This is a genomic window from Paenibacillus sp. 1-18 (assembly GCF_000520755.1).
Classification (GTDB): Bacteria; Bacillota; Bacilli; order Paenibacillales; family Paenibacillaceae; genus Paenibacillus; species Paenibacillus brasilensis.
Window position 1 is genome coordinate 15,468 of sequence record NZ_ASSB01000345.1, and the last position, 26,405, is coordinate 41,872.

Below are 26,405 nucleotides of genomic sequence, written 5' to 3' on the forward strand. Positions count from 1 at the left end.
GAACCTTTAAAGAGGGCATACCCAGTTTATAGCCATATGGCAGGGCAAAATAAAAAGCCTGCTGCATCTAAATGTGCAATCAGGCTTTAATCCTTACTATTTTGTTTTTCAAACGGCTCTTTGACTTGCCTTAGCATGTCGGCGGCTATTTTTTTAGGTGTTTTGGTAAAATCCAGCTTCAGCGGCGTATCATCTATTAAACCGATAGTCCGCTTTGGCTGCTTGGAAGTCTTCGACATACGTCCACCCCAGTTCTTTAATTATGAGTTGTAACCAAAGGTAATCCATGTATTCATTCTTGGCTGTTTCTGACATTGTAGCATAGTTGTCAGACGATTGTAACTGCTCAAGAGCGGTCAGGGCAGTGGATTCCAAGACATTATTAAATACAAGCAGATCAGATGATTTACCATCGGATGATACTCCACTTACTCCGCCATCATGCCCAACTGCAAGCAGGCTAGATATAGCAGGATAGATCGCCATGTTACGAATATCCTTAACGTTAACCCTCGTCCCTCTCGGGTGGTTATGAGTCAGGATCACACTATTCGGCGGTGCTTTGATAAGCGATTCGTGTATCTCAGGAGTAAATGTAACTTTGTTTATGATACCATCAGCTCTGCCAATTTTCTTGCCTGCTGTCTGATCCATAATAACCATGATTTCTTTGCCTGCTTTGTGTCCTTCACGGGCAAGACTACGGTTAACCTCAGCTAACTTTTCTAATACCGGTTCAGACACATTTGGCAAATCAACATGGTAAGAAGCTTTCGGATTGTACTTCCGGTTAAAACTTCCTCCAGGTTCTTCAACCTCTGGATCTGGCACGTTGCTTTCTGTAGGTTCATTCGGTGTGTTCGGCTTAACATATTCCTTTTCCCATTGCTCATAGGTAATGTCGCCGGGTACCGCTTGGTTCTTGCCATCTTCATCCCGAGCTATTCGCTCCTGAACATTATCCTCGTAATAAGGAATCGTAGTGGAACGACAATAAGCATGCAGCGGCGGGTAAGTAACTCCTACCTCAGCCTCGGACAATGCAAATACCTCTCCATCCATGTGCCGGCAGATACTTGATGTACGTTTATCTAGGGTAGCTGTAAACTTATATTGTTCTACGCCCAGCTCCTTATAGGCATCCATGCGAGACTGACCGGCAAAGTAGGCTGATTCAGTTTGGATGATTCGTGCTGCAGCTGATCGTGAAACACCCATACGGTCAGATAAGGCGTTAATCATCTTATCCGGTGTATCGCCGCGTATCATGCCTTGAGTGAGCACTGTTTGAAGCTCATGGACCAACTTGTCACGATCCTTCCAGATCCGCGCAGAGAAGTTTGAACCATCCGCCGCCCAGGGTTTACTTAAGACCGCTTCAATCTGCCGCTTGTCCAACTTAGAGAAGGTAGCGCCCAACCCTGTGCCCTTGTGTAGCTCAAACACTGAGTGATAGTACCCATCCTTGTATATATCGCCCATAAGCTCTTTAGCGCCTGTCTGACGCTTTCCGGTTAGGACTTCGACATGTTGCCGCATCTGCATTTGTAGAGCCTCTAAGCGAGTCATACGCACTCTTATGGAGGCATTCTCAAGCTCCTTCATCCACCGCTGATCAACGGCGTTTTCGCGGCCTGCCTTGATATAGTCCTCAACGGTCCACTTAAACTCTTTAAGCTCCCCCGCTTTGAGCACTTGCCGTGCTTCAGCCAAACCCATTTCATTGTTCTTAGCGAAACGTTGGTAGAACACGTCAATATCTTTTTGAATGGATGCATTAGCCTTGGCGTACTCAATCTCCATTTTGCGGACGTAAGCATCACCTTTGCCTAGCTGTGCCTCATTGAGGGTATCCATGCGCTTAGACCAGTATTCCTCGGACCTCATGATCGTTCATCCTGTTTTGGGTCTGTCTCAGGGGGATTGCCGCCTGTACCGCCATAAGGCTGATCCTCTGCCGTTTTCATGGCTTCATCAGCCTCGGTTTTCTTACGTTCCTCTTCGGTCTTAACATCAGTCACCCATGGATGATTAGCGAGGTTAGTTTCATCGGACAGTATACCTACGCTGTTTTTGACGTTTTCAATTGCTTCAGTTTCGTTGATCATAACGTCCCGGTTAAGGATGAAATCAACGTCATAACTGGAGTAGTCAACCTTTGTTGTGTTATACAGATGTTGATCTACGAACCAAAGAAGTTGTTCCAGCGAGGCTTGAAATTCCGCCTCAATCGTATTCGCATCCAAGTCTAAATCCTGATAGAGAGAACGAAGGGCTATGCCAGATGGATTATTACCAAACTTGTCCGTTTGCGTGTCCACACCTCGACCAAACTCATATATACTTTTACGCAATTCAGCAATATGATTGCTTAGTGCTGTAGTGTCGATGTCTATACCTAACGTATCAATGCCGCCGTCTGCCTCAACCCTAACCATACGTAGTTGAGCCAAATTACGCCGTGCGTCTTCCAACTTTCCGCCACCGTAATTCTTCAGCACAATAATACTGCTTGGCATATCCTCGATATTGTCCGCATTCTCCGACATCCGCAAATCATAATCATCAACCAATGTTTTGATCATTTCTATAAGCGGTTGTTCTTCGTCGTTGTACTTGAATGCAACAAAAGGCGGCCGTTCCCAATTTAGAAACATTTCCTTACCGTTTACTATGGATGTAAAGTGAGATTCCACTCCCCCTATTGGACTTAAATCTTTCGAGACTAGCCTGTCTTGAGAGAAGCGCATGACTCCTTTTGAATCCCAAAACTCAACTATTGTAATGGTCTTCTTGGTTTTAGCCTCGTAGTAGATCACGTCATAGAATCGAATGACTGCATCCAACTCTGTATGCGCTGAATCTTTCCAAAGCGGGACAATCTCCTCACTCGGAATGCTCTTAAAGGCAAGCTCCCCTGTCTCGGTGTAATAAACTTGTAGCCAGGCTATCCCCTTATTGATTGCATTCTTGCCAACGTTCTTAAGTGTACGCTGAAAGTCTTTGCCGAAGTATTCACTAAGACGTTTCTTATATTCATCTGGACCGTCAGTTTGTATGCTAAATGGTTTAGAAAGCAGATACCCCGTTTTCTGATCGACGAGTTTGCGAACAAATCCATGTATTAGCTTATTGTTAGCTAGATTATGGACTTCTTGCCTTACCCCGCCTTCGCCAACAACAGTACGCTTCTTCTCAAGTATTTTCGTTTTGTTCTCATAATACATCTGCCCCAAGATCATAAGTTTACGCTTCATAGATCCTTTGAAATCCGTGACCTCTTGCATAGCTATTTCCTTATTGGTCATTGGAGAGTTTTCCTCAAGCATGCGGATGATATCTTGTGTTGTGCTCAATGCATGTCCTCCTTCCTGTATTAATCAAACGAGATACCCGGTTGCCTCATATCGTCTTCAAAGGCGTACCGTGTAGCATCAATAGTATGATTGTCCTTATCATCTAGCCTAGTCCGTGGATTGCCGTCAGCGTCCGTCTGATAGTCGATATTCTCGAACTCCCTAGCGATGTTCGGCGTTCGGGCTGGATCTATTACAATTTCCTCAAGATCATCAAGCCACTTTTCACCATACTCCACTGAACCTGGACCTTTCTTCGCACCCTTGAAACGGCAATGTAACTGCATTTTTAATTCATCCACCGACTTCGGCTCTGCGCTGTCCGCTATTGTTAGCTGCTGGTCATACTTTTTCTTTTTGAGCTTTTCGCCCAGCTCTCGGTTAGCTATCTTCACGCCGTATACTTCGTCCAACGCGTAGATTCTCCGCCGTGTTTTATCATAATGCCAGCGAACAAAGGCCAGCGGATCAACACCGTAACCCCAGTCATTACCTTGTCGGATGTTATCGAAGCTTTTAACCTCTTCATCTGTAATTGTACGGAATGTAAGGTTGTCAAACGGTACCACTCCAGACCCAATAGCTTTCCCGAGATACTCCCATTCATAACGCCGTTGGTTCTTCTCCTTTGCACTCTCAGCCTCTTTTATGAAGGCTTTGGAGATAAACGGGTTGTCCAAATAAGTAGAGTGATGAACGTGTGTATGATCCGGTTGGAATACAGACTCATATTTCTTGTTGACCCATGACTGCTTACGCTTTGGCGGGTTGTAGCTATAGAAGAACTTATAAAAAAGACCATCTCCCAATTCTCCACGCAATAAGGAGTTGGTGATGGTTGTAACTTCTTCTTCCGTCTTAAATTCTGCTAATTCCTCAATCCACCCTATGGCAAATGGGAAGTTGGCATCTTTCAGGGATTTAAGCCTCTCAGGGTTCTGTGCACCTCTAAAGGCCATATAGTTTCCTCGCGGCAGATATGTTATCCGCATGGGGGATTTATTAATCTTGAAAAACTGCGACACACCCTGTTCGGTTATTGCCCATTTCATTTGCTCGAAAATGGATAATTCAATGGTGTTGTCGATATAACGTATACCAATAGCATTAACGGGGTAACGCATAAGCAACTGCACAATGATGTGTGCTATATCTGACGATTTCCCTGAACCACGGCCACCTTTTTCTACAATATTGAGGACGTTCGGATCATTTGCAGCTCGCCATGTCGCATGAAACGCCTTTGGGATGAATTCAGACAGTTTTCTAACCATCGTTTTTACCTTGTATGTCGTCAACAAAAACAGGCGCTACAACGGCGTTAACGTCCAGTTTATCAACCCACAATCCATAACGCTTACCAAGCAGTTCAGCAGCCTTATTGCGCTCTTTCACTGGCGTTTCAAGGCCTAATTGATCCTTTACCTCTCCACGGATAACCTGTGTCAGAAACTCCAACACTTCATCCTGACTAGCTATACGAGCCGATTCCTTGCTGTCCATTCTTTCTTTTATATACTCCTTAATGTTAGGGTTTGTTAGTAGTTTGCTAGCATTAACCCTTGCGGTCGCATCCTTTTTGCATTTCGGATAAGCCATTTTGTAGCTCTCTGTTCCGTTTTGTGTTTCGATATAATAATCAGCAAATGCTTTATGCCTCTCATTCATTTGCTGTCACCACCATAAATTGAAGCAACTCAATAGCACTTTTGAACTCATAGGTGTCTGGCACCATGCAATCTTTTTCTTTCCCCGTCTTCTTGTCTTTCTTTTTACCTTCAATCCAGAATGTCAACTTGTACCTAGAGTACACGCCTTTAAACTCTTTTGAGTACCGTTGTTCTTGTATGAGCGACACATCGTGTCCTTTTTGTCCAAGTTTCAACAGTAACAACTTTATGTTTTTGCTAACATTCATATCACCCACCCTCTTTCTGTTTGCTTGTCTCTGTATGCTATTGTGGAGAATCAGGAGGTTTACCGATAACCCTGATTGCACTTGATTTACAGCCAGGACAGAGCATGTTATAGCCAACTATCACATTTCAACACAGGCTCTTCCTCCCTTATTTGGTCATTCTCCATAGCCTAAGCCGTCAACATCCACCGTCAGAAGAAATAAGCTCTATTTTTTCTTTATTACCATCATTCAATCCTCGAACGATTAGTTTACTTCAGGACCATCGCTGTCTGGAATTTGGTCAAGCTTCTTATCAAGCGAAGGCTTTGTTTTTCCAATGAGCGTCATGGGAGTGGTTTTGAGCGCTAAACAAATGTCACCGACGTTCTTGCTATTGTTATCATCCAATAAGTAGGTAAACAAGCGCTGTTCTTTCTTATTGAGCCCATACTCTTTAGCGATACTGGCTGCGACTTCTTCACACGTCATTTCAAGTTCTTCCGCTACTCCCATTTGCATTCACCCTTTCAGCAAATAAAAAAGCCGCCTATTGGCGAATAAATCATTCGTTTTCTAAATCAATATGGAAACTTACTGTCGGGAAATATTCTTTCCTGACTATATAACCCTCATTTTCATATTTTTTAATTATTTGTTCAATCCCAAATGACAGTTCCGTTTTTAACGATTCCGTGACTGGTTCATTATTTGTTGTTTCCAGAACGAAGCGATCAACATCTTCTGCCAATTTTTCTTTAAAATCACCATCAACTTTTGGAAATCTATAATTCTCCACAAACCGATCATACCTAATCCGAATCTTTTCTAACTCTTGAACATAATCAACTTCGATTCCGCGAACTGTTGCAAGGTTGACGTCCATGCAAACACCTCTTTTTTTATTTTCAATATACCATATATAAGACACACAGCGGAATCGAACCGCCCAATGTCCTGTATGTGTCATATCCCCGGACTAAGCCGGGAAAAGGCGTTACTTGAGTTGATCAGCCAACTGCTTAATTACAGCCGGCGTGCTGATACGTTGTCCATCTTTGCGGTTGCCCTTGATGTATGCTGCATCCTCATTGCTGTAGTAGACTACACCGTTACCCTCTACTACTGGATAGCCGCTTTCGTCTGCTTGCAGCTCAGTAGCAACATGCTTGCCGTGCTGCTTGGCATGCTCCTCATCGTGCAAATGCAGGATGCCGTATTGATCGAGATATGCGTAATTCTTTGCCATTGTCTTCATTCTCCTTTTAAACGCAAAAAAGCGGCGGTTTCCCGTCGCCCTCTCGTCTGTATTGTTTGCGCCCTAACCCTCCGTCGTGCGCTTGCCACTGCCGCTCCCTTATGCTTGCGGTATGGTTACCTATACTCCTTGATGGATTCGAACCACCGACCAACGGCATATAAGGCCGCTACTCTTACCACTGAGTTAAAGGAGCATATTAAAAGCCCGTAGTTCTATAGCGCCCGGGCGGAGCGCTTGGGAAGGAATCTAACCTTCTGACCATCCCCGCTTCCACACCACCGCAACTCAGTGCTCTATCACCCTGTGTTCAAAGCGGTGCCTTTAAGCGTGGACGAGTCCTGCCGTGGTAAGGGACAGCAGGGACACCCGGGCGTTAACCCTATATCCCTACTTTAAAATGGTTTCTCCCCCAAATTGCCCCCACGTTACCCCCAACTTACCCCCAAAATTCCGCATAGCTTCAAGGTTTCTGCTATACTTTTGACTCCTTCGTCTATTCGGCGGTCAATGGTATTAACGCTCATGCCGCGGTTCTGGAATTGGATCACAGTAAATTTATATTTACGCCCCTTAATGAAGCGGTGCTCAATGATCTTTTTGACCTCATCGTCTAAGATTAAATTGATTGCCATGTCTAATTCGGTGATCAATTTGCTCCACTCCTGATACACTTGCCTTTCTTCCGCCGTTAGAGACTCCTTGCGACCTAATGATTCGACGGTAAGGCGCATCTTAGGGTAATTGCCCAGCAACTTGCGTACGGCCTTCTTATCGGCTTCTGTGATGCTCGGGTATAATTCCATTTGCTCTATCGCCCCCATCTTGTCGCTCCTTTTTACATCAATTCAAACAGATCCATTTGTCCTTTACCCGTAAACTCCGTGGAATCCTGTATTAAACCATCCTCCAGCCACTTACGCGGTGCCTGCTGCTGGTAATGAGGCCAAATTGGTTCGCCCTCAACTGATCGGCTGGGATTGGTCTTCTCGGCCTTCTGCGTCCACACCCAACACGTTTTAGACGTCACTTTATCGTTGTTATCTGCCATATTTAACCCTCACCTCGCTTGGATCTATCCTCTCAATCAACATATACCTATCTACTTGCACAACACCCACATATAACAGTACAGCGCATAATATAGAGGTATAGGCTCTTATCATGGGATGTCTACCTTTTTGACTTGATCTACATACACCTTATAAATCTCATCATCATAAGCAAGCGCGGCAACTCTACCAACACGATGAATCTCAATATGATCAACCTTCACATTTTTCAAAAACGGAAACTGTATACCAATGTAATCGACTCGATCTCCCGGTTGTATATCTGGCTGCTGTAGTAGGTCTGGATACAGGTGCTCTATTACGCTAAGAATGTTATCGTATGCATCATTTTGGCCCGTGTGGTATCCTCCTAAGCCTACTTTCGTTTTAGGCAATGCTGTAATCCGCGTTTTGATTTCATTGATAAGTTTATCTGTCATTGTTGTTCCTCCCTCAAAACTGGTAGAGTAATTGGCGTCCAATGCGTATGATAGTCCGGCCAGTTTGCATCCAATGGAGTACCGCAATATGGAGGTTCCACAATCGGGAATTCCCACCATAATACAGCTCCATGATCCTCATGCCATTCGTCTAGCGGTCTTGGGGTACGACTTATCTCTATTTCCTTTTTCAACTTTTCTGCTTTCTCTTGCGCCAACCTGAAGTAAGTGGTTATTGGTGGATTTCTCATGTCCCATTTTTCTTCTTTAAGTTCCTGTTCAAATCTTTCCTTTTGTTCAAGCTCCCACAATGGAGATGGGTTCTTCTTCAAATATTCGAACATCAATATATCCTCCCTTAGTATCATTCCGTTTTGCTACACGATATGATCGGGTGCAGGTGTTACCTACACCCTGTATTGGTTTAATCCTGACTGGATAATGTCATATAAGCAGCCTCTGCCCTCTCTCGGGGGCTGGAATTAGCTATTTCTGCTGCCGTTCCAAGGCTTACGGCTGTATAAGCCATAACTGACTTACCATACTTGTTAAGCAACCAGTTACGGATATATCCTTCTTCGTCCTTGTTTATCGCTGCTGCCTGTACCTCCAGAGAGACGGCAGGATCGGCGCAGTAGTTAGGTGCTTCTTCCCATGCCATATCTTCTGTCCATTTAGGTCCTGATTTAGAGTCTCCTTTTAGAATTAAATAATGAAAATTGCGCGAGATTTTCACTGAGTAACCCATCAACTCAGCTAACGCCCGGTTAAGTTGCTGGTCTGTCATATCTTTTACCGACATATCTATCATCCTTCCAACGCTCCGTCAGGGTGACAGAGCGTATTGTATTGGTGGTTACTCCCCTAACTCGTTAGTAAGCCAAGTTATTTTGCGGTCCCTTTCTTCAAGCTGCTCTTGAAGATGATCAACCTCTTGAAGATGCTTATTGACTAATCCTTGTAGCCTGATCATTTCCTGTCCTTGACGTTCAATTGTCATTCCGTATTCCCCTGTCTGCTGCTGGAGTGAGTCTACCAGGGCAAGTACATGAGACGGATGTAATGCCAATCCACCACCATCCTTATCTTGAGCAACAAAAACTGTCGTCGCCGATTTCAACATATCAATTACGTGTTGATGTTTACTCACCTTTACCGCCTCCTTGTAGCAGCTCCGGGTTATCGTGTATGTTGCCGATAGGTTTTCCATGCTCATATATACCAGTCAACATCCATGCATTTACGGCCCATTCTGCATGTTCTGTACATTTCACAACTCCACGTTCCAGCGCACCGTTTGACCACGGTCTTGTAAACTCGTAAATATCGCCTTCCCAAACACCGTAGTTTGGTAAATCTATGAATTGACCCACTGTTGCAGGATCGACCTCGCAAAAGTCTCCTTTGTCGCCAAAGATATAATGTACTCGCGGCGGAACATCAGTATATCCTTGTGAATAATAGCCAATTTCAAATTGATAGACATAGTAGCCATACACCCAGCCAGTGCCGTTGATAGGTTTACCACGGAATTTAATATCTCTCATGCTTATCTCTCCTTTGGTATAGGTAGTAGGCTTACAAGCTGTATTCTTTAATCCATGTACGTTGGAATAGGTCGTCCCTGTATATTTCAACGCAATCATATTTTTTAGGATCGAGCAGGCTTCGGGCCTCTTTTAAGGCTCTCAACAAGCTGCTTTTAAAAAACATTATTTTAACGCGCTTGCCATTGTAATAAAGCACAAACTCAAAATCCGATTTATTGGTCACGTTATCTCTCCTTTGGTATAGGGGATGCCCCCTTAAAATAGTGACATCTGACCAACTTGCCCCGCAGCAATAGGATTGATCCAAAGTGATTCGGTCCGGATCCGCCCGGCTTCTGCTTTAACCGTTTTCGTCTCCCGCCGCCAATCTCTCAAAGCTTCCTCATACATAGGATGATCGTATCCACTAAGCAGGACCGGACCGGGATGATTCAATAATATTTGCAGCAACTCAATATGATCCGCATCGTTCATTTCATTCTTGTACATTCGCTTGCTTCGCGTTGAAAGTAAGTACGGCGGATCTGCATAAACAAGGACCTCAGGACGCTTGTAGCGCTCCAGCAGCTTAACCGCAGGTTGACATTCAATCTGCACATTCCGTAAGCGGTCCGTAACCTGCATGATCTTGTCCGGCAACAGTTGCCAATCTCGCGCAGGATGCGGTGCGTTCAGATCAATGATATGCCGCCATCCGGTCCGGTCACTGGTCTTTCCTCCGCGTGCCATCCAGCAACGGACCAAGAAGCGCCTTGCCCGTTCAACATCACTGCCCTCTGTCTCATATCCTTTGTAGTATTCAGCCCGAGCATAAGGAGTCCAGTGAATAAGTCTGGCCAGCTCGTCCGGCTGATCCCGAATTATTTGAAATAGATTGGATACTTCCCCGTCCAGGTCGTTCACCGTTTCCAGAGTGGAGCGATTTTTATTGAACAGCACCGCCCCGCTGCCGAAAAATGGTTCCAAATATGTTGTATGTGCTGGCATATTTGATATAATCCAATCTGCCATGCTCCACTTGCTGCCGGGGTAATGCAATATACGTGGTGCTTTCATGTCTCTCCCCCTTATGGAGGGTTGCCCCTCCTTTATCTCAAACTTCCAAATCAAACCAATTCCCGTAATAGTCCTCGTCTTCTGGGTCTTTTGAAAAATAGTGCAACCTGCCATATTCATTCAGGATCGCGTATTCTTTCCCACTCTCATGTAGTTCGTATTCCTTTCCTTCTATAGCTGCTGGGTGCATGATAAGGTCCTTTTTACATTTAAGTTTCATGGGGTGTTCCCTCCTTCTTGTCCCCTATGGGGCTAAACTGTGCGGTTCTTTCTGAACCACGCCCGACCTTCATCCGTATTTAAAAATGCTTCTGCCTTTTTGGTATGATCTATCCGCCGTACCAGTCCTTTTTCTTTCAACTTAGCTACTGAACAAAATCCCCGAAAACCACCGTTTTGGTCATGAACCTCGTATGTTCCAGCTCCAAACTTGAAGCCCGTTGCCCAGCAAACTATTTTTAGTTGCATATCCATTGTTATGTCCTCTCTGCCCTTGGGGGCTATATATTTAATCCTCTGGAAGCAGCTTGTTAAATGCTCTACGGTATAATTCAGCTACTTTTATTCTGGTCTTCTTCCCTTCGCGCCGGATATTCACCGTCCTATTTTTCTGCTCCTTAACCAGCACTGGAAATCCAGTTATCGGATGTGAAGCAAATACTTTCCCATCTTCATCTATGCGATATGGATAATAGCCGGGGATATATTTAAGGGCTTTGTTTCCCATCCCTAACACTCCTTTATTCGTTGTTATATGAATTAATTAGATAAATCCACGCTGTATCAAAGCACCAAACTATGCTTTTTTCTTTTTCTTAACAGGAGGCGCTAGGATCGTTTGTATGACCTCTTGTTGGTATTTGGTATCTCCGCCACCTAATCGAATAGAACGGGCTATCTGAGCCAAAATAAAGGCGTCTCGGACGTTATCTGAATCATGTTCAAAGCCCCACTTTTTAAAAATGGGTAAAACCATATTGTCTTTAGATGAACTACCGCTCCCTGTGGCAAACTTTTTTACTTGACCAGGTGTTGGTACTATAAACTTAATTCCCATGTCTCTTAGAGCAAAGCGAATAGCAAATCCGATTCCATATTGGGTACTGACTGCCTTACCTTTTGAACCAAACGAGAAGCCTTCTATGCAAACCACATCAGGCGTATTGGCGTAATTCGCTATTTCTCTACCGTATTCTTGTAATTGTTCTGCGCTTGAAAGTATCCCATTTTCCAAGACAATCTCTAACTGCTCTTCTACATTTCCATTTTCGTTTAAAATGACTACCCCTGTTTTGGTACTCGGGTCTATTCCTACGTATCTGGTCATATTTATTCTCCTATCCTATTTTTTTCTTTGCTTTTCTCCGGCTGCCTTGAGAATGCGCTTCACGTTTTTCCGCAATTTGATCTATCATATCTACCAACTTTTTATTTATATATTCTGTTCTGGCGTCATAAGGAATGCCAAACAGTGCTGCTTCACTTTGAATGCTGGCAACTATCCGATCAACTCCACCGAGTTTTTCAAACAGATGATATTCCCAAGTTTCAAATATTGCGTCCATCCGGTTTGTGTAGTCCGTTGCCATCCGTTTTACCTGCCCTCCGGTAGATTTCTTTAGCCAGTTCTTGACGGTAATCGGTGCAAAGTGTGTTGTCGTAAAAGTTTATCATTAAATCCGCATCGTCCAATTGTTTGGGGTCTATTGGATTCATGGGGTATCCTCCAGTGGGGTTTCATAGATGTTGCCGATGACTTCAAACTCTCGTTTTGCTGACAGTGATAAATGCCCGACCATATATTTAAATTCATCGTGATTAAACTTAACTATTGCTTTCACAGTATAACTATCGTCAGATGTAGACCACAGATGCTTGTGATCCTGCCACGCCAATATATCTCCCTCGTATATCTCTTTACCGTTACGGTCTTTTAGTCCAGTAGAGTCCTGGCGGATGAATCTACCTGGAAACACGCTCCCATGGATGATTATGCCGTTTTGCCTTAATGCAAAATCTCCAGACGGTTTTAAGAATAGCTGCCCAATGCATCCTACATGCCCCTTGTTAATATCCTGCCAGAAGGACTTACTTTCTGTGTCCCATACTCTATATGGTCTACTCATTTGTATCCTCTCCTTTCAAAGCAACACGGGCGCGGCGTCCATTATCTTCGTCAACTGGAATAGTCGGACCCCAACTTGCCAGCACGTTTGCCATATAGTTTTTCTCGTCCGCATAAAACTCCAGTGCCTTATCCTTAATATCTATCTGCTGTAGAAGGTATTCAATCGGCTCAATAATGGCCTCCGCCGTAAAAGCTATGTTCCGTCCTTCCGCCAACGACCTCTTAGTCGCTTCATGCGTTTTTCGTATCTTTTGTATCTTCTTATCCATGGTTTAGACCTCCACTTTTCTTTCTTCCATGTTAGGATCGAGTGTTTTTAAGAAACCAAGTAGTTTATCTGTGTATTCACCGCGAGTGTAAATCATTAATTGTCCTGTTTCATCATTTTTTAGAAATACAAACCCTGCTTTTCCATACGTTTTGGCATAAGCATCAAAGTATTCCGCACATGAGTCCAACGTCTTCTCTTGTAACTCTTGATTTAATTCCATATCCCTTATTCCTCTCCTTGCCCTTTAGGGCTTATAAATCTGACCATATCCCGTATATGACAACTGTGCTGGTTCCGTCCGTGTCGTCAAGCTCGCAAACACCACCTATCGCTTCGCAATCCACTTCGCCGTGTCTTTCGCGGGCAATCTCCACTTTCATATCTCCGCCGTATATATCACGTTCTTTAATCAATAATTCAATCAAGTCGTTCAGGGTTCTCACTCTGTCATTCATTCCACTATCCCCTCTCCTTGGGTAGCTATTACTTCAGGTTGCTTTACTGCCTTACGGTCTTCTTGATGGATTTTGTTGCTTAAGCATTTCTGACACACTTTAACTTTCAATCCCGGCACACCCATTGTCGCTGGTCGTTTACCTTCCCAATTGCATTTCTCACATACCCAAATTTTCATGTCTATCTTCTTCCCTTCTTATTGGAGTCAGCCTTGATACCGTTCGTAATCTGCAAACTTCCCGTAATTTTTAAGGTTAACCATTTCCGCCGTCCCAGTGCGTCCATTTCGGTTTTTGGAGACGATGAATTCGATGATATTTTTCTTTTCTGTTTCAGCGTTGTAATAGTCATCCCGGTATAAAAATGTGATTGTGTCTGCATCCTGCTCGATGTTGCCGGACTCTCTTAAATCAGACATCATCGGACGCTTGTCCTGACGTTGCTCTACGCTTCTACTTAGCTGGGCAAGGGCAACCACTGGGCAATCATTCTCCCGAGCCATCTGCTTCAAACTGGAGCTTATATACCCCACTTCATCGTTTCGGTTCCGGTTGCTGAATTTCTTGCCACCTTTGATTAATTGCAAGTAGTCGATATAAACGATCAGGTCAGGACATTTCTTTTTCAACTTTCTAACAGCCGCGCGTATCTCTTGAATAGACAGCCCCGGCCGATCATCAATGTAAATGTCCAATTTCGCCAGCTCAGACAGGCCGATTGTATAAGTCTCCCATTCTTCATCACGAAGCTGTCCACTTTCAATCCGGCTGCCATCGATGTTACATTCTGCCGATATCATACGGTCATAGAGTTGCAAGTCGGGCATTTCCAAGCTAAATATAGCGACTGTGAGTCCCTCCTTGCCGTTTCTAACGGCGTTATTAAGGAGGAAGGCAGTTTTACCTACGGACGGCCTTGCGGCGATTATATTAAGCGTCTGCGGCTTCCATTTGCCTGTTATGTCGTCAAGGTCTTTCCCGGCCGTACTGGCCCCGTTAGGTTTACCGTTGTATTTCTTGTCGTTGATTACATCGAAGTGCTGCATTACTCCATCTTTGATGTGCTTGAAATAATCTGTACCCCGATTGTGGTCTTCGATGAATTCAGCAATTCCCATCAGTTCGGCCGCAAGCGTATTAGGATCATCGGCCCCGTCGTTAAAAATAGCTTTCATCGAATTGAATCCAGTTCGTAATAAATACTTCTCTTTGATTATTTTTTCGTGTTCAAGGAAGTTAGCTACAGTCGGAACGGATTGGGATAGCCTGGATAAATAGTCAACCCCGCCAACGTCCTGAATCTTTTCTCCAATGCTCATAGTCAGAGAAACCAAGTCTATCTTTTTCTCCCGTTCCCTTATGAACTCCATACTTTCAAAGATCGTTTGATGTGGACCGTGATAAAATTCCTCTGCTGTTAAGATGGACTCATAAATTAAGTCTGGTTGTAAAATGATTGATCCTAATGCCGCCTGTTCAGCCTCCAAGCTGTAATAACTCATGACTGGCTTTCCTTATGAGCAGCTATTGTCCTGCGCATCCATTCCTCTCGGCTGATCCCTTCACGTTTCCATGGCGGCTCACTTGACGCGCTCTGCCGTATTCGGTCTTGCTCCTCAAGCATCTTTCTAGTGCGTTCGATTTCCCTATCAGCCTCAATCCGAGCATTCGGCTTGATGATCTCTGCTATCGAAGGCGCAAACTTGCTCTCGCGGATATGTTCCCGAGCATTTGCCCAACAATGGTCTGCATCGGCTGGCTCTAATTCCTCAAGCCAGTTTTCAGCAATGGTCCTATCAACCTTCCAACTGGGGTAACTTGCAGCCAGCTTTTTGAATAGCTTTTTGGCATCCTCTCTTTCCATAGCGTACCTCCTACATGTCATTTATAAAGTCCAACCGGTCTTGTCCGCCGTCTTGCTCGGCACGTTCCTTAATTGCATTTGTATAAAAGGAGAATGAATTGACCTTGCCGCCTTCCTCCAATTTCTTTTTATGCTTTTCTCTCATCACTTCAATAATCAAATCTGATTTTATGCCCTGATTTATAAATTGAGTGACTAAAGGCCAATCTTTAGGTTTAAAACCAAGGCAACCGTGAATTTGACTATATGCCTTTTCTATTTTTTCCATCTCGTCAGCAGTAGTAGTAATAGTATTTGGTAAGGTACTGTACTGTACTGTACTGTTACGCGCGCCGTCCCCAAAACTGTCTGCGGACTGTCCGAGGGACGTCCCCCGGACAGGTTCAACCTTTTCCTTGGATGATTTACGGGACATCCGTTTCTTTTCCGCATCCTTTTTTCGCTTATCTACCAATCTACCAATATAATCCTGAAAATCATGGATAAATAACTGGTTATCAATTACATCAATGAATCCAACTTCGATTAAAGCGTCCATAAGCACTTTCGCATCCCCGGTCCACATCATTTCATCCGCTATGTCTTCCGGTTCTAACATGGACAAGCATCCGTCTGGCAAGTTATCCATGGCCCACCACCACAACAGATGTAGATGACCGATTACCGCCGGGACTGTAATTCCTAGCTTACGGGCCAATCGTTTAGTCTTGATGTGTCTCCCAAGCCCTTGGTGGCTTTCAAGCCAAGCCATATTATCACCACACTATTCTTTTGCTGATTTAACCAACATCGCCATTGCTCTCCGCGCCCTGATCCCCTCTGGAGTCTCATCAAGCCAGTCATGGCATGCCGTACATAAATGCAATAAGTCCGTTACTCTCGTTTTATGGTTAATGTGCTTACGTCCGATCAAGTGAGCTCGTTCAGTAGCCAAGGCGTTGTCACAAAGCTCACACAAGCCGTGTGACCGCGCTTTAAGCTGCTTATCTACCTTTGTGCTTATATCTCCTTTTTCTCGCTGTGTAAGCTTCACACGCTTAGACTGAGTTTGTTGGGCCTTTGAATAAGGCAAGAAATCATGCACTCTGATCCCCTCCTATATATCAGACTGGTATTTTAAGATAGTCTGGAGAGCTGACACCTGTACCTTAATTGCGTCCGCTGCCTCAATACCAGCTTTAAATTGTGCCTCTGTAAAATCACGTTGAAACAGATATTCAGCGACATTACCTTTGGCTATGTCCGGAATAAGAGTAGCCGCCAAGCCTTCTTCCACTTTCAATCGCAGCATTTCCTGCGCTAACCTGGAACGATAATCCCGCTCCGCCTCAGCCTTTTCCCGTCCAAGTTTAAAGAGTGCGTCAGCGGACTTACTAAGCCGCTTAGACGCCTCATGAATCTCTGTAGTTACACTTATTACGTCCATACGCCCTCCTAAAATGGTAAATCTAAATCATCGGGGTCTATTGGCTTTCCGTCATCATGAAACGGGTCTTTGTTATAATGGCGGCGATGATCCGGTTCGTTTGGATCTCGTTGGCTCTGGTTGTCTCGGTTCGACTCCAAAAACCGCACATTATCCGCTACAATCTCAGTTACATACACCCGCTTGCCTTCACTGTTCTCGTAGTTACGCACCTGTACACGGCCCTCTACGGCGGTCAGACGACCCTTTTTGAGATAGTTGGCGCACGTCTCTGCAAGCTGCCGCCATGTCACAATTGGTAAGAAGTCTGTCTCCCGTTCGCCGCCTTGACTCGTAAAAGGACGGTCTACGGCCAACGTGAAAGAGCATGTAGCAATCCCGTTCGGGGTATACCGTAATTCAGGGTCCTTAGTTAAACGGCCGATCAATATAACTCTATTTAGCACTGGATGCACCTTCCTTTTGTTTATCTACGAGTTTCTTTGCAAGCGACTCGTGCATTTGTTGCAGTGTATGGCCTTTTTGCTTCATGTTGTCGATCCATTCCTGCATGCCTTCTGTGCTTCCAGAAAGAACCTTCCATTTCGTTTCAATATCCTTGAGCAATTTTGTTTCAGCTGCCTCTTTTTTCTCACGTTCAATCCGCTGTTTTTCGTCCAGTTCAGCACTACTTACCTTGTCCGGGTCTTCGCCTGTAGGAATCGCAAACGTCCGCAGGAACAAATATTTATATGAATAGGTCATAGCCTTGCCCACGCCTTTGTCTTGCGTGTCAGCCCCCGTACCGGAAGAAACAATGATTTCATGTTGTCCTGTATCAATGTCCACGATTTTGTAATCAACATCGACAGTAGAAAGATTCCCGTCCCTTGTATGGATCTGTTTTATTGGGAGCACCACAAGTCCGTGTTTAATGAGACTTTCGCGTACCGTAGCGGTTACTTTTTCTTCCGTAATTGCTTTGTATTTGGTCTTTCCAAATTCAACCTCATCGTCTTTGGACAAGTATTCAACATCCTTCATGACAGCGGATATTTTTTGGTAAAGATTTAATTTGACCTCTTCGGACATCTTTACATCCTCCTAAAATTTTGTTATAGTGACCGTGAAATGTTTATTAATTCGTCCGATTCGACTCCGGTTGCAGCCAGGGTCGTTTCACTTTCTATGGCATTACGCACGTCATATAAAGCTTCGAGTACATATTGCAGCTTTCCATCCCTGAAGATTAACAATGGCTCTACGATGTTATTGAGCGATTTACCACGTATTTCAGTTTCGGCTTGAAGCTCCTCCAGAACCCGGATAGCTTGTTCTAACGGCGTTTTCACGTTTTATTCCCTCCTTTTGTTCCCGTCGAATGCGACGATATTCCTGATATGTTACATCGCTGCTGAATTTGAAAATCACAGTTCCGTTCGGATGCTCTATGGCTTGTCCACCTACTTGGGATAAAGCGCACAGATCCGCGTAACTACTACTGCCTTTGCACCTTATTTGCATATGCATCGTCTATCATCCTCACCAAGACCTGATTTTTACACTCAACAGCTTCCAACATGCATTCTTTGCAGTGTGCTTCCTCATGTTCGTATACCAGATACTTTGCCTCAGCTCCGCATCCGCATCTGATCACCATATCAAAACTCCCACTGAATCTTTTGCGCCAATTCAACATAACGACCAAAGGTAATGCGATTTTTGATAAAGCCATATTCCGGCTCCTGCTCGTACAATTGGCCCAAGTATTCCAGATGTTCATCCGTTAGTACACTTAGCCCACTAAGATCCTTAGTTACTACCACAGGACGTTTACGCCACCACCGCCACATACCTATCAACTCCCTTTTATAGAGTCAGCCTGCAACCTTGCCATAGTCTTAAGTTGGAACCAGGTACCGTCACGCTTGATCAGCAGCATGCCATTTACTCGCTTACCAGCAACGAAACCGCTAAACATTGGGTTCATACTCTCGCCTTCTTTCTTAAATCGCAAGACGGGTTAGACAGCTTACATAGTAACCAGCTTGCTTTAAATTATTGACTGTTGTTTCAACGCCTTCGCCCAAGATGTTCATGGTCTTGGATACTTCGCCTTTCTTTACAACCAGTTTGTAAAAATCTTTTTTGTCCAACTCCCCGATAACCACAAAACCATGTCCAACTTCAATCATCTTCATTCTCCTTCTTCTAATCCGGAATTGATTTCCTTACGGTATTCTTCATTTGATTCACCAAGTACCCTCCTTGAATTTGATTAAAATAACTTCTGGCCGTTTGTTTCTTCAATCTCTATCAACAGATTGTTAGGTGGCGTCCAAGTCGCTACATACTTTAATCCACGTTCGCAATCTTTCTTCAATGTGTTGTTATAAGAGTTAATACCAAAGTATTCTTGGTAGTCGTTCCACAAAGCAGAGTATGCGCTAGAACGAATGCCGCTGTGCTTGTAAGCTGCTGATTTTCTCCCTCCAAGAAAACCGACCACCCTCGAACTACCAGCTTTTTTAAGGGCTCGCTGTTGTCCATAGTCAATCGTTGTAGTGTTTTCGATCCTGTCCATACGACTTTCAATCTGTGGAAGCTTGTCCATTACATCAGCAGTCTGACGAAGTGCGATGGCAATTGCTGTGTTGGAATCAAGAACAGGCGGCTTGTTCAGCGTTTCCTTCATCCGATTGAACTCTGTGATGTACATTTCTTTGAAACGTGCAGCTTCCTTCCCGGTGTAACTCATAGCGAGGAATGAGAATCCGTCTTGAGAGATAATGAATTTAGCCACGTTTTTACCTTGAGTTGACTTGTAAGAGGAAGGCACGAAATTGTGCTCTCTAAATTCTTCACTACATTCCAATTCCCGAATATCCTGCATAACGCGTCGATGTTCTTTTCCGAACACCTCAGCTACCGTGAGGCTATCGGTCACCGTGTTTCCATTTTCGATAAATACCAATTGAGTCATACTGTTTCTCCTTTCAAAGCAGAAGATTCTATAAGTAAATCTTCATATTCTCTTAGCCATTCCAGCTTTATTCGTCTCTGGCCACCTAATTTATAGCTTTTTAGTTTACCTGCTTTAATTGCCCTAGACACTGTAGCTCTGCTTACTCTGAAATATTCCATTACATCTTCTATCGTTAGAATTGAAGGTAGATTTTCCACTCTTTTCACCTCGTTTTGTTAGGAAGTAATCGAGACATCTAACATAATGTTAGGATTTTCTTCAAAAAAAATGATTTCCCCAACACCACATTCGAAAACTCTAGCTAGTTCAATAGACTCCATCATTGTTATAGTCTCTGGACGATCCTCCATGCGCGTATAAGTACTTGTATGAATATCTAATTTTTCAGCTACAGCAGATTTAGATAGCTTTCTATAAGCTCTCCACTCCCTTAGTGTTCTACGACGGTACGGCATTTGCTCACCTCCCTTGCGTGTCTCAACTATATCTAACTTAAAGTTAAATGTCAACGTAAAAAACGTTTTTTTTAAGTATAAGTTAGAAAAACTGTGGAAATACTGATTTAATGATGTTAAGATTAAGTCAAATTAATTATGAGGAGAGTTACTGTGAACAAAATAAATTTTTCGGAGAATCTAAAAAAGTATAGAGAGCTCAGAGGTTTATCTAAAGAAGAATTAGGTTCACGTATTGGTGTTTCTGGTGTAACCATTGGCTATTGGGAAAGCGGGCGCAATGAACCAAGAATGGGCAAAGTAGACCATATCGCACAGATACTAGATGTAACTATCGACGATCTCTTATTTGAGAATACATACAAAGAAATCGAAAACAAAATAAACATTGACACCGAGGAATTGAGCGAGGACAAGCGTAAAGCAATTGAATTGATCCTTTCACTGGCAGATGAAGATGTCAAAATGTTCAATTTGCTCATGGAACGTTCTATTAAAAAAGACTAGGGTGGGAAACTATGGCTAAAAAATACCAGAATGTACGTGAGAGAAAAGGAAAATTTCATTATCGATACAGTATAAAAGATGCTAATGGTAATAGAATCCAAAAAGAAACACCCGGATTCGCCAGCGCTAAAGAAGCTTCAGAAGCTGGCAAAATAATTGAAGCAGAAATAATTAACGGAACTTATATTGAAAACAAAAAAATACTAATAGGCGAATTTGCAGATCAATGGATTGAGTTTTACAAAGCGACTAATGTCAAAGAAATAACAGTGGATCTTCGGATAAGTGTTGTTAAAAAAATAAAGAAAAAGTTCGGAGGTTTGAAATTACAAGAGCTAACTACTGCAAGATACGAAAAAGAATTACTCACTTTAAAAAATATTGAAAATAGATCAAAGAGTACTATTACGAATTTCCATGCAGTAATGAGAATGATTTTCCAAAAAGCGTTAGAATTAGAGCTTATCAAGAAAGATATAACTCAATATGCGACACTTCCTTCTTTTTCTGAAACTGTTGAAGAATTAGAAGTTAAAGATGAGATACCTAAGTATTTAGAGAAAGAAGAACTGGCTATCCTACTTCAAAAGTCTAAGGAACTCGAAAGTCCTCAAGCGTTTAGATTACTATTTGTGCTTGCATACACTGGTATGAGACTAGGTGAATTGTGTGCTTTAAAAATAAAAGATGTGGATGAAGTGAATAAAAAAATATCAATCACAAAAACACTATACGTTCCAGGCACTTTGAAAGAATATAAGCTAAATACTCCGAAGAACAAATCGTCCATTCGAAAGATCGACGTAAGCTCGCGAGTTATATCAATTATAAAAGAACAAATCGCTTGGAAAAATAAATTTAGAATGGAATATAGAAGATGGTTCAACGATGAATCAGACTTTATATTTTTTACCGAAGGCCGTTTTATGGGTTATCCGTTGCGCTTGTACGAGGCTAGAAATTATATGGACGAAGCGCTTAAAGCAGCTGGAATAAACCACCCACTAACCCCTCACTCTCTCAGACACACATATACATCATTAATGGCAGAGGCAGGCGTAGAATTAGAGGCTATCCAAAAACTTTTAGGGCACAGTAGTGACCACACAACTAAAGCTGTTTATCTACATGTCACGAAACAAAGACGTAGAGCAGCAGTCGAAAAACTCGACAGTTTAATGGATGGAGTTATTTAATCGTGGGGTTTTTGTGGGAATAAAAAAACAAAAACCCCGGTATAACAATGTTTAGGGCCACTTTTTATTTATCGCTTCTATAAAGATTTTTTTGAAACCCCTTACATTTTTTTAAAATCCGTTTGCACTTTTTTACATAGGTCTTGTCTCCCCCCCTTCCCGCATATGTATAGTAGAGTACTTATTTTGTGGGATACCATCGTAAAAGAAAGGAGCCGTGAGAGCTTGAGCCGATTGATCCTGAACCGCATATTGCGTGCTCTGTGGGTCACTATTGTGATAGTAGCTCTGTTGCTGGGCATATATGTGCTGTTCCCACTCGTTTATCCATTCCTGCTCGCCTGGCTGGTGGCCTATGCCATGAACCCGCTGGTTGGTTTTCTGCGCACAAAGGCCCACATGCCGCGTTGGATGGCTGTCACGGTCTCATTGTTTGTATATTTAGGCGGAATCGCAATTGTCCTGTCTGCGGCAATCACCCGAATGGTGCGAGAGGTTATTAAGCTGACCATGACGTTTGACGGACATATTGAGCATTTTAAAAGCCTGTTCATCGACTGGACTCAGAGTGATCTGATTCAAAATGTAATTAACGAAATCAACCATTTCATTCGCGACAATCCGGATTATCAGCACACTATAAATAGCAATATTGACAAAACCACACAAACGGTCAGTTCGGCCGTCACTACGCTGGCCGCCCAATTTTTTAATGGCATTTTGAATTTGCTGACCTCTCTGCCCAATATGGGTGCCGTGCTAATGGTCATTGTTGTAGCTGCATTTTTTATCAGTAAGGACTGGAACCAGCATAGCAGGATACTCTCCAATATGATTCCGGATACGATTCGCAAGCCACTATCGGGTGTATGGCACGATCTTCGCAAGGCACTGTTCGGCTATTTGCGTGCACAATTTATTATTATCTCCATTACAGCCTTGACGGTCATTATTGGGCTATTCATATTGCGTGTGGAATCCGCCTTTACCATCGGTTTAATGATCGGGCTGGTGGACTTGCTACCTTATTTGGGGGTTGGCCTGGTGATGATTCCGTGGCTGCTGTATGCCTATATGTCAGGTAATTTGGCATTAGGGGTAGGATTATCGATCCTCTATATCATCCTGTTGGTTGGACGGCAAATTGTGGAGCCAAAGGTGTTAGCCAGCAGTGTGGGTTTGAACCCGCTTCCCACCCTCATCGGCATGTTCATCGGGCTCAAGTTGTTTGGTATTTTGGGGCTGATTATCGGTCCTGTATCACTCATAATCGTCGATGCCCTGAATCGCGCGAATGTCATTCAGGACTTGCGAAATTATATTCTTGCCGGAAGAGTGCGTTAAGTGGATAGGAAAAACGATCTCACGTTAAAACCGTCGAAACGTAATACTGCCGTTTTTCATTTTTTTCTCCAGCCACTTCAATAAAAAGCGACGATACAGTGCACGTGTTAAAGGGAATACCAGCGTAAAACCAATGATATCGGTTAAAAATCCGGGGATAAGCAGTAAGCTTCCACCAAAAAAAACACATAACCCATCCAGCATTTTACGGCCAGGTACTTGCCCACGGTTCATTTCATGTTTCGCATCGGCGATCACCTTGCGACCTTCAAATTGCATCATGGCTGCACCAATCAGGGTCGTCAGAATGATGAGCAGAATCGTTTTGCCCGCTCCAATCCAGTGACTTACCCATATGAACCCGTACAACTCTGCCAGAGGAATGAGCAGCAGCAACAGCCACAGGCGCTTGCGCATCATCATGATCTCTTTCCCTCCCCGCCTGTAAAAGCAGACCTTAACGCCGTGTACAGCTCAGGTAGTGCCTGATCCAGCCTAACGGGCTTCCATTCGGTATTTACCCATGCGTGGCGTGTCGTTCCTGTGACAAGCAGCTCTCCCGGCAACGTATCTGCCTGTGTCCACACCTTTCCAACATTGTTTTGATGCTCGTCAGCCGTTACACGCCGAACCTCATAATTATAGTTTAGACGCAGTCTGGAGAAGTCCGTAATGGCTGTATAAACAGTAATCATGTCATCGTAGCGAGCAGGACTCCCATATTTCACATTGATTTCAAGAACTGGCAGCAAAACTCCCCGTTCCTCCATACTCCGATAGTTAAAGCCTGCCTGACGGATCATTTCAGTACGCCCGATCTCAAACCAGTTCAAATAATTCGCATGATACACGACCGCCATCTGGTCTGTTTCCTGATAACGGACTCGTAGCGGTGCACCATACCAGCGTAATTCCGTTTGTTTCTCCTCTTGAGTCATACTAGCTCTCCTATCTTTGTACATCTTTATCTCTACGTTGCCCTCTCTCCATTAAACCATATTTACAGCCCGGGAACAAAAAGAGAGCCGACCGAACGGTCAGCCCTCTCAACTATGGTTAAATGATCGCTTATTATTTAGGCAACGGCTTGGACAATTTGTAATATCCGCTTTCCGAAGCCGCAATCAACAGACTTTTTGCTTGACTTCCTGCCCAAGCATAACCGAGACGTCTCTCTTCACTGATTTTCATAATGTCTGTATACTTTTTGCCATCCCGGTCTGAGAAGAAATACTTATTGTCTTCCACATTGTAGAAGCGATACCACATAACGCTTGATGCATCCTTTTGGAAGAACTCTGGACCTTGACGATTGTATTTGATTCCGTCGATTCGGTTCGTGTCAAACCATTTCAAAGCGCTCAGTGCTGCTTTTTTCACCTCAGCCGTTTGCGGTTGGGACATCAAAAAGGCCGTGATGCCTACCGATTCCGTAGTTGTTTTGGAAGCAAGCTCAAATGCCCGGGCAGGCACAGATGCATAAGTAACCGGATCATGCTGTGCACCCCAGATCGTCGGCGTACCATTGTTTACAATTTGAGCTTTAACCGTATACTGTACACCTTTATTCAGAGCCTGCTGAAGTCTGGAGCGATATGTATTGTCAAGAATATCGCTATCAAAAGGCTGTCGCTTGTTCACAATATCATCAGCCAAAACCATTATTCTAACCATTGCATCATCGTTGTAGGTTGCAGCATCAGAATAATTACCACGTTTAGGGTATACTTGCGGCCAACCACCGGAGGAATATTGAGAGGTTAGAACGAAGTCAACAGCTTTTTGTACACTGTTCTGAATGTCTTTATTTTTTGTTTTTTTGTAAACATCCGCCAAAAAACGAATCTCGGTTGTCGTGGCCTCGTTATCAAACGTCCCCAGTTCCACGCCATCCTTGTTCACCCAGGTAGAGCGCGCAGCTTTGCCATCCCACTTGGATTTATAATTTTTTTCCATGGCTTTGAAGAATCCGCCATGCGGCAATTGCCACGATACGATATTCAAGGCCAGTTTGGTATCCTTGGATACATCGCCTGTAGAAAATTTACTAAAATCACGATAGTTGTCCAGCAGGCTGCTCGCACTCACGCTAGCGAATGGAACAATAGCATTTTTGTTAATGGCCGCATCACTATACACAGCCTGAGTAACACTCGCCCCCGTATCAGCTGCCTCCTGCTCTGCTGCCGCCCATGAAGGGTTAATAAGTCCCGTTGTTACCGTAATCGCCATTCCGGAAAGGGCGATCCATTTGACAGATTCAACCTCTTACTAATACTTGATTAGTAAGAGGTTTTATCCTGTTTTATATATATAGTAAAGCTGTCGAAAACTGCACGGCTTACCCAAAGCGCCCCATAATGTACTCCTGGGTCAGTTCATTTTCAGGATTCGTGAAAATCTCGTTTGTTTTTCCATGCTCAATCAGATTCCCGATATAAAAATAAGCAGTATAGTCTGAAATCCGTGCGGCCTGCTGCATATTATGCGTTACAATCACGATACGCAGCTCTTTTTTCAATTCAGTAATGAGCTCCTCGATCTTGCCTGTAGACACGGGGTCCAGTGCAGAGGCCGGCTCGTCAAGCAGCAAAATTTTCGGCTGGACGGAGAGCGCACGCGCAATACAAAGCCGCTGCTGCTGCCCGCCAGATAGCGCCAGTGCGGAATCATGAAGGCGATCCTTGACCTCATCCCACAGCGCTGCCTTACGCAGGCTGCTTTCCACGATTTCATCAAGCTGCTTCTTTTTGCGCACCCCCCGATATTTGGGGCCGAAGGCGATATTATTGTAAATAGATTTATAAAAAGGGTTGGGACGTTGCCACACCATGCCAATTTGCTGACGCAGCTTGATCACGTCCGTTCCCGGCGCAGTCAAATCCTGCCCGTCCATCCAGATATGCCCCGTTGTAGAGGAAGACGCAATCTCGTCGTTCATGCGATTAAGTGAGCGTAAAAAGGTCGACTTGCCACAACCGGAAGGACCGATCAGGGCGGTCACGGTTTGCTCGGGAAAGGCCAGATTTATTTTTTTTACAGCCTCAAAGCTGCCATAATAAATACTCAAATCCTCGGTACTAAATGGCTGTGGCGGTTGCCCCGCAAGTTGTTCCGAGCGTGTAGACTGAACGGACGTTGTTGTTGCTGCAGGTTTTGTCGTTCGCGTAATCACTTGTTCCATA

General features: G+C 43.9%; 47 protein-coding genes and 1 tRNA gene. 3 read left to right on the forward strand and 45 right to left on the reverse strand.

Going from position 1 to position 26,405, the window contains the following annotated elements; genetic code table 11:
* Positions 1-189: 189 nt before the first annotated feature.
* The 41 genes from L693_RS29565 to L693_RS0122905 all read right to left on the reverse strand — a co-directional run bounded on the left by L693_RS29565 (position 190) and on the right by L693_RS0122905 (position 20,173).
* The gene (locus L693_RS29565; protein ID WP_025720222.1) at positions 190-1,887 is read right to left on the reverse strand and encodes a minor capsid protein; all 1,698 of its coding nucleotides are present in this window, start codon (positions 1,885-1,887) and stop codon (positions 190-192) included.
* Positions 1,884-3,356, reverse strand: a complete 1,473-nt coding sequence (locus L693_RS0122690) for a phage portal protein (protein ID WP_025720223.1) — start codon at positions 3,354-3,356, stop codon at positions 1,884-1,886. The genes L693_RS29565 and L693_RS0122690 overlap by 4 nt, the downstream gene beginning before the upstream one ends.
* Before the next feature lie 20 nt (positions 3,357-3,376).
* The gene (locus tag L693_RS28435; protein ID WP_049825257.1) at positions 3,377-4,630 is read right to left on the reverse strand and encodes a PBSX family phage terminase large subunit; all 1,254 of its coding nucleotides are present in this window, start codon (positions 4,628-4,630) and stop codon (positions 3,377-3,379) included.
* Positions 4,623-5,024, reverse strand: coding sequence for a terminase small subunit (locus tag L693_RS0122705; RefSeq protein ID WP_025720224.1), 402 nt, complete (start codon positions 5,022-5,024; stop codon positions 4,623-4,625). Before L693_RS0122705 ends, L693_RS28435 begins: the two co-directional genes overlap by 8 nt.
* Positions 5,017-5,274: a hypothetical protein gene (locus L693_RS0122710; RefSeq protein ID WP_025720226.1), complete on the reverse strand. Its 258-nt coding sequence runs from the start codon at positions 5,272-5,274 to the stop codon at positions 5,017-5,019. Before L693_RS0122710 ends, L693_RS0122705 begins: the two co-directional genes overlap by 8 nt.
* A 246-nt stretch (positions 5,275-5,520) precedes the next feature.
* Positions 5,521-5,769, reverse strand: coding sequence for a hypothetical protein (locus L693_RS0122715; protein ID WP_025720228.1), 249 nt, complete (start codon positions 5,767-5,769; stop codon positions 5,521-5,523).
* Between the two features lie 49 nt (positions 5,770-5,818).
* Positions 5,819-6,139 (reverse strand): hypothetical protein, encoded by a 321-nt coding sequence (locus tag L693_RS0122720; RefSeq protein WP_025720229.1) that lies wholly within the window; start codon positions 6,137-6,139, stop codon positions 5,819-5,821.
* A 111-nt stretch (positions 6,140-6,250) separates the two neighbouring features.
* A complete protein-coding gene (locus L693_RS0122725) occupies positions 6,251-6,502 on the reverse strand; it encodes a hypothetical protein (RefSeq protein ID WP_025720231.1) in 252 nt (83 codons plus the stop codon).
* A gap of 132 nt (positions 6,503-6,634) precedes the next feature.
* Positions 6,635-6,707 (reverse strand) — tRNA-Ile (locus tag L693_RS0122730).
* 232 nt (positions 6,708-6,939) lie between these two features.
* Positions 6,940-7,335: a hypothetical protein gene (locus tag L693_RS0122735; RefSeq protein ID WP_025720233.1), complete on the reverse strand. Its 396-nt coding sequence runs from the start codon at positions 7,333-7,335 to the stop codon at positions 6,940-6,942.
* A 14-nt stretch (positions 7,336-7,349) separates the two neighbouring features.
* On the reverse strand, positions 7,350-7,562 hold the full coding sequence (locus tag L693_RS0122740) for a hypothetical protein (protein WP_025720235.1): 213 nt from the start codon (positions 7,560-7,562) through the stop codon (positions 7,350-7,352).
* Between the two features lie 111 nt (positions 7,563-7,673).
* Positions 7,674-8,003, reverse strand: a complete 330-nt coding sequence (locus tag L693_RS0122745; RefSeq protein ID WP_025720236.1) for a hypothetical protein — start codon at positions 8,001-8,003, stop codon at positions 7,674-7,676.
* Positions 8,000-8,347 (reverse strand): hypothetical protein, encoded by a 348-nt coding sequence (locus L693_RS0122750; protein ID WP_025720238.1) that lies wholly within the window; start codon positions 8,345-8,347, stop codon positions 8,000-8,002. The genes L693_RS0122745 and L693_RS0122750 overlap by 4 nt, the downstream gene beginning before the upstream one ends.
* Before the next feature lie 80 nt (positions 8,348-8,427).
* Positions 8,428-8,805 (reverse strand): hypothetical protein, encoded by a 378-nt coding sequence (locus tag L693_RS0122755; RefSeq protein WP_081752195.1) that lies wholly within the window; start codon positions 8,803-8,805, stop codon positions 8,428-8,430.
* Between the two features lie 54 nt (positions 8,806-8,859).
* Entirely contained in the window at positions 8,860-9,153 is a 294-nt protein-coding gene (locus tag L693_RS0122760) for a hypothetical protein (RefSeq protein WP_025720242.1), read from the reverse strand.
* A complete protein-coding gene (locus L693_RS0122765) occupies positions 9,146-9,550 on the reverse strand; it encodes a hypothetical protein (RefSeq protein WP_025720243.1) in 405 nt (134 codons plus the stop codon). Before L693_RS0122765 ends, L693_RS0122760 begins: the two co-directional genes overlap by 8 nt.
* A 31-nt stretch (positions 9,551-9,581) precedes the next feature.
* Positions 9,582-9,776, reverse strand: coding sequence for a hypothetical protein (locus L693_RS30780; RefSeq protein ID WP_025720244.1), 195 nt, complete (start codon positions 9,774-9,776; stop codon positions 9,582-9,584).
* Between the two features lie 32 nt (positions 9,777-9,808).
* Complete coding sequence (locus L693_RS0122775; RefSeq protein WP_025720246.1) at positions 9,809-10,609, reverse strand: DNA adenine methylase; 801 nt, start codon at positions 10,607-10,609, stop codon at positions 9,809-9,811.
* Positions 10,610-10,646: 37 nt separating this feature from the next.
* On the reverse strand, positions 10,647-10,829 hold the full coding sequence (locus L693_RS0122780; protein WP_025720247.1) for a hypothetical protein: 183 nt from the start codon (positions 10,827-10,829) through the stop codon (positions 10,647-10,649).
* A gap of 32 nt (positions 10,830-10,861) precedes the next feature.
* Positions 10,862-11,083: a hypothetical protein gene (locus L693_RS0122785; RefSeq protein ID WP_025720248.1), complete on the reverse strand. Its 222-nt coding sequence runs from the start codon at positions 11,081-11,083 to the stop codon at positions 10,862-10,864.
* A 34-nt stretch (positions 11,084-11,117) separates the two neighbouring features.
* Positions 11,118-11,336, reverse strand: coding sequence for a hypothetical protein (locus L693_RS0122790; protein WP_025720249.1), 219 nt, complete (start codon positions 11,334-11,336; stop codon positions 11,118-11,120).
* 69 nt (positions 11,337-11,405) lie between these two features.
* Positions 11,406-11,936 (reverse strand): hypothetical protein, encoded by a 531-nt coding sequence (locus tag L693_RS0122795; RefSeq protein WP_025720251.1) that lies wholly within the window; start codon positions 11,934-11,936, stop codon positions 11,406-11,408.
* Between the two features lie 10 nt (positions 11,937-11,946).
* Positions 11,947-12,198 (reverse strand): hypothetical protein, encoded by a 252-nt coding sequence (locus tag L693_RS0122800; protein WP_197030035.1) that lies wholly within the window; start codon positions 12,196-12,198, stop codon positions 11,947-11,949.
* Positions 12,158-12,325 carry a hypothetical protein gene (locus L693_RS30200; RefSeq protein ID WP_155983914.1) on the reverse strand — a complete coding sequence of 56 codons (168 nt, stop codon included), beginning with the start codon at positions 12,323-12,325 and terminating at the stop codon, positions 12,158-12,160. The genes L693_RS0122800 and L693_RS30200 overlap by 41 nt, the downstream gene beginning before the upstream one ends.
* A complete protein-coding gene (locus tag L693_RS0122810) occupies positions 12,322-12,735 on the reverse strand; it encodes a YopX family protein (protein ID WP_025720255.1) in 414 nt (137 codons plus the stop codon). The genes L693_RS30200 and L693_RS0122810 overlap by 4 nt, the downstream gene beginning before the upstream one ends.
* Positions 12,728-13,006 (reverse strand): hypothetical protein, encoded by a 279-nt coding sequence (locus L693_RS0122815; protein WP_025720257.1) that lies wholly within the window; start codon positions 13,004-13,006, stop codon positions 12,728-12,730. Before L693_RS0122815 ends, L693_RS0122810 begins: the two co-directional genes overlap by 8 nt.
* Before the next feature lie 3 nt (positions 13,007-13,009).
* Entirely contained in the window at positions 13,010-13,228 is a 219-nt protein-coding gene (locus L693_RS0122820; RefSeq protein ID WP_025720258.1) for a hypothetical protein, read from the reverse strand.
* 31 nt (positions 13,229-13,259) lie between these two features.
* Positions 13,260-13,463 carry a hypothetical protein gene (locus L693_RS0122825; RefSeq protein ID WP_025720260.1) on the reverse strand — a complete coding sequence of 68 codons (204 nt, stop codon included), beginning with the start codon at positions 13,461-13,463 and terminating at the stop codon, positions 13,260-13,262.
* A gap of 206 nt (positions 13,464-13,669) precedes the next feature.
* On the reverse strand, positions 13,670-14,965 hold the full coding sequence (gene dnaB / locus L693_RS0122835; RefSeq protein ID WP_025720262.1) for a replicative DNA helicase: 1,296 nt from the start codon (positions 14,963-14,965) through the stop codon (positions 13,670-13,672).
* Positions 14,962-15,327 (reverse strand): hypothetical protein, encoded by a 366-nt coding sequence (locus L693_RS0122840; RefSeq protein WP_025720264.1) that lies wholly within the window; start codon positions 15,325-15,327, stop codon positions 14,962-14,964. Before L693_RS0122840 ends, dnaB begins: the two co-directional genes overlap by 4 nt.
* A 10-nt stretch (positions 15,328-15,337) precedes the next feature.
* Positions 15,338-15,925 (reverse strand): hypothetical protein, encoded by a 588-nt coding sequence (locus L693_RS0122845; protein ID WP_155983915.1) that lies wholly within the window; start codon positions 15,923-15,925, stop codon positions 15,338-15,340.
* A gap of 165 nt (positions 15,926-16,090) precedes the next feature.
* Positions 16,091-16,411 carry a hypothetical protein gene (locus L693_RS0122850; protein ID WP_025720268.1) on the reverse strand — a complete coding sequence of 107 codons (321 nt, stop codon included), beginning with the start codon at positions 16,409-16,411 and terminating at the stop codon, positions 16,091-16,093.
* A 12-nt stretch (positions 16,412-16,423) separates the two neighbouring features.
* On the reverse strand, positions 16,424-16,753 hold the full coding sequence (locus L693_RS0122855; protein WP_025720270.1) for a hypothetical protein: 330 nt from the start codon (positions 16,751-16,753) through the stop codon (positions 16,424-16,426).
* An 8-nt stretch (positions 16,754-16,761) separates the two neighbouring features.
* Complete coding sequence (gene ssb / locus L693_RS0122860; RefSeq protein ID WP_025720271.1) at positions 16,762-17,199, reverse strand: single-stranded DNA-binding protein; 438 nt, start codon at positions 17,197-17,199, stop codon at positions 16,762-16,764.
* Complete coding sequence (locus tag L693_RS0122865) at positions 17,189-17,824, reverse strand: ERF family protein (protein WP_025720272.1); 636 nt, start codon at positions 17,822-17,824, stop codon at positions 17,189-17,191. Before L693_RS0122865 ends, ssb begins: the two co-directional genes overlap by 11 nt.
* A gap of 23 nt (positions 17,825-17,847) precedes the next feature.
* Positions 17,848-18,084 (reverse strand): hypothetical protein, encoded by a 237-nt coding sequence (locus L693_RS0122870; RefSeq protein WP_025720274.1) that lies wholly within the window; start codon positions 18,082-18,084, stop codon positions 17,848-17,850.
* Between the two features lie 309 nt (positions 18,085-18,393).
* On the reverse strand, positions 18,394-18,585 hold the full coding sequence (locus tag L693_RS0122880) for a hypothetical protein (protein ID WP_025720276.1): 192 nt from the start codon (positions 18,583-18,585) through the stop codon (positions 18,394-18,396).
* Positions 18,586-18,738: 153 nt separating this feature from the next.
* Positions 18,739-18,927, reverse strand: a complete 189-nt coding sequence (locus L693_RS0122890) for a hypothetical protein (RefSeq protein ID WP_025720278.1) — start codon at positions 18,925-18,927, stop codon at positions 18,739-18,741.
* Positions 18,928-19,010: 83 nt separating this feature from the next.
* Positions 19,011-19,715 (reverse strand): Rha family transcriptional regulator, encoded by a 705-nt coding sequence (locus tag L693_RS0122895; protein ID WP_025720280.1) that lies wholly within the window; start codon positions 19,713-19,715, stop codon positions 19,011-19,013.
* Positions 19,712-19,915 carry a helix-turn-helix domain-containing protein gene (locus L693_RS0122900; protein ID WP_025720281.1) on the reverse strand — a complete coding sequence of 68 codons (204 nt, stop codon included), beginning with the start codon at positions 19,913-19,915 and terminating at the stop codon, positions 19,712-19,714. Before L693_RS0122900 ends, L693_RS0122895 begins: the two co-directional genes overlap by 4 nt.
* A gap of 18 nt (positions 19,916-19,933) precedes the next feature.
* Positions 19,934-20,173 carry a helix-turn-helix transcriptional regulator gene (locus L693_RS0122905; protein ID WP_025720282.1) on the reverse strand — a complete coding sequence of 80 codons (240 nt, stop codon included), beginning with the start codon at positions 20,171-20,173 and terminating at the stop codon, positions 19,934-19,936.
* Positions 20,174-20,326: 153 nt separating this feature from the next.
* On the opposite strand from L693_RS0122905, the gene L693_RS0122910 reads away from it, so the two are divergent.
* The 3 genes from L693_RS0122910 to ytvI all read left to right on the forward strand — a co-directional run bounded on the left by L693_RS0122910 (position 20,327) and on the right by ytvI (position 23,220).
* Entirely contained in the window at positions 20,327-20,680 is a 354-nt protein-coding gene (locus tag L693_RS0122910; protein WP_025720283.1) for a helix-turn-helix transcriptional regulator, read from the forward strand.
* Positions 20,681-20,691: 11 nt separating this feature from the next.
* Positions 20,692-21,876, forward strand: coding sequence for a site-specific integrase (locus tag L693_RS0122915; protein WP_025720285.1), 1,185 nt, complete (start codon positions 20,692-20,694; stop codon positions 21,874-21,876).
* A 225-nt stretch (positions 21,877-22,101) separates the two neighbouring features.
* Positions 22,102-23,220 (forward strand): sporulation integral membrane protein YtvI, encoded by a 1,119-nt coding sequence (ytvI, locus tag L693_RS0122920; protein ID WP_025720287.1) that lies wholly within the window; start codon positions 22,102-22,104, stop codon positions 23,218-23,220.
* Between the two features lie 24 nt (positions 23,221-23,244).
* Here the strand turns inward: ytvI and L693_RS0122925 are convergent, their stop codons facing one another.
* From L693_RS0122925 to pstB, 4 genes are all read right to left on the reverse strand, one after another.
* Positions 23,245-23,643 (reverse strand): FxsA family protein, encoded by a 399-nt coding sequence (locus tag L693_RS0122925; RefSeq protein ID WP_010349074.1) that lies wholly within the window; start codon positions 23,641-23,643, stop codon positions 23,245-23,247.
* Positions 23,640-24,158, reverse strand: a complete 519-nt coding sequence (locus L693_RS0122930) for an acyl-CoA thioesterase (protein WP_025720288.1) — start codon at positions 24,156-24,158, stop codon at positions 23,640-23,642. Before L693_RS0122930 ends, L693_RS0122925 begins: the two co-directional genes overlap by 4 nt.
* A 133-nt stretch (positions 24,159-24,291) precedes the next feature.
* Positions 24,292-25,452, reverse strand: a complete 1,161-nt coding sequence (pelA, locus tag L693_RS0122935; RefSeq protein ID WP_049825258.1) for a pectate lyase — start codon at positions 25,450-25,452, stop codon at positions 24,292-24,294.
* A gap of 109 nt (positions 25,453-25,561) precedes the next feature.
* Entirely contained in the window at positions 25,562-26,404 is an 843-nt protein-coding gene (gene pstB / locus L693_RS0122940; RefSeq protein ID WP_025720289.1) for a phosphate ABC transporter ATP-binding protein PstB, read from the reverse strand.
* Position 26,405: the final 1 nt, after the last annotated feature.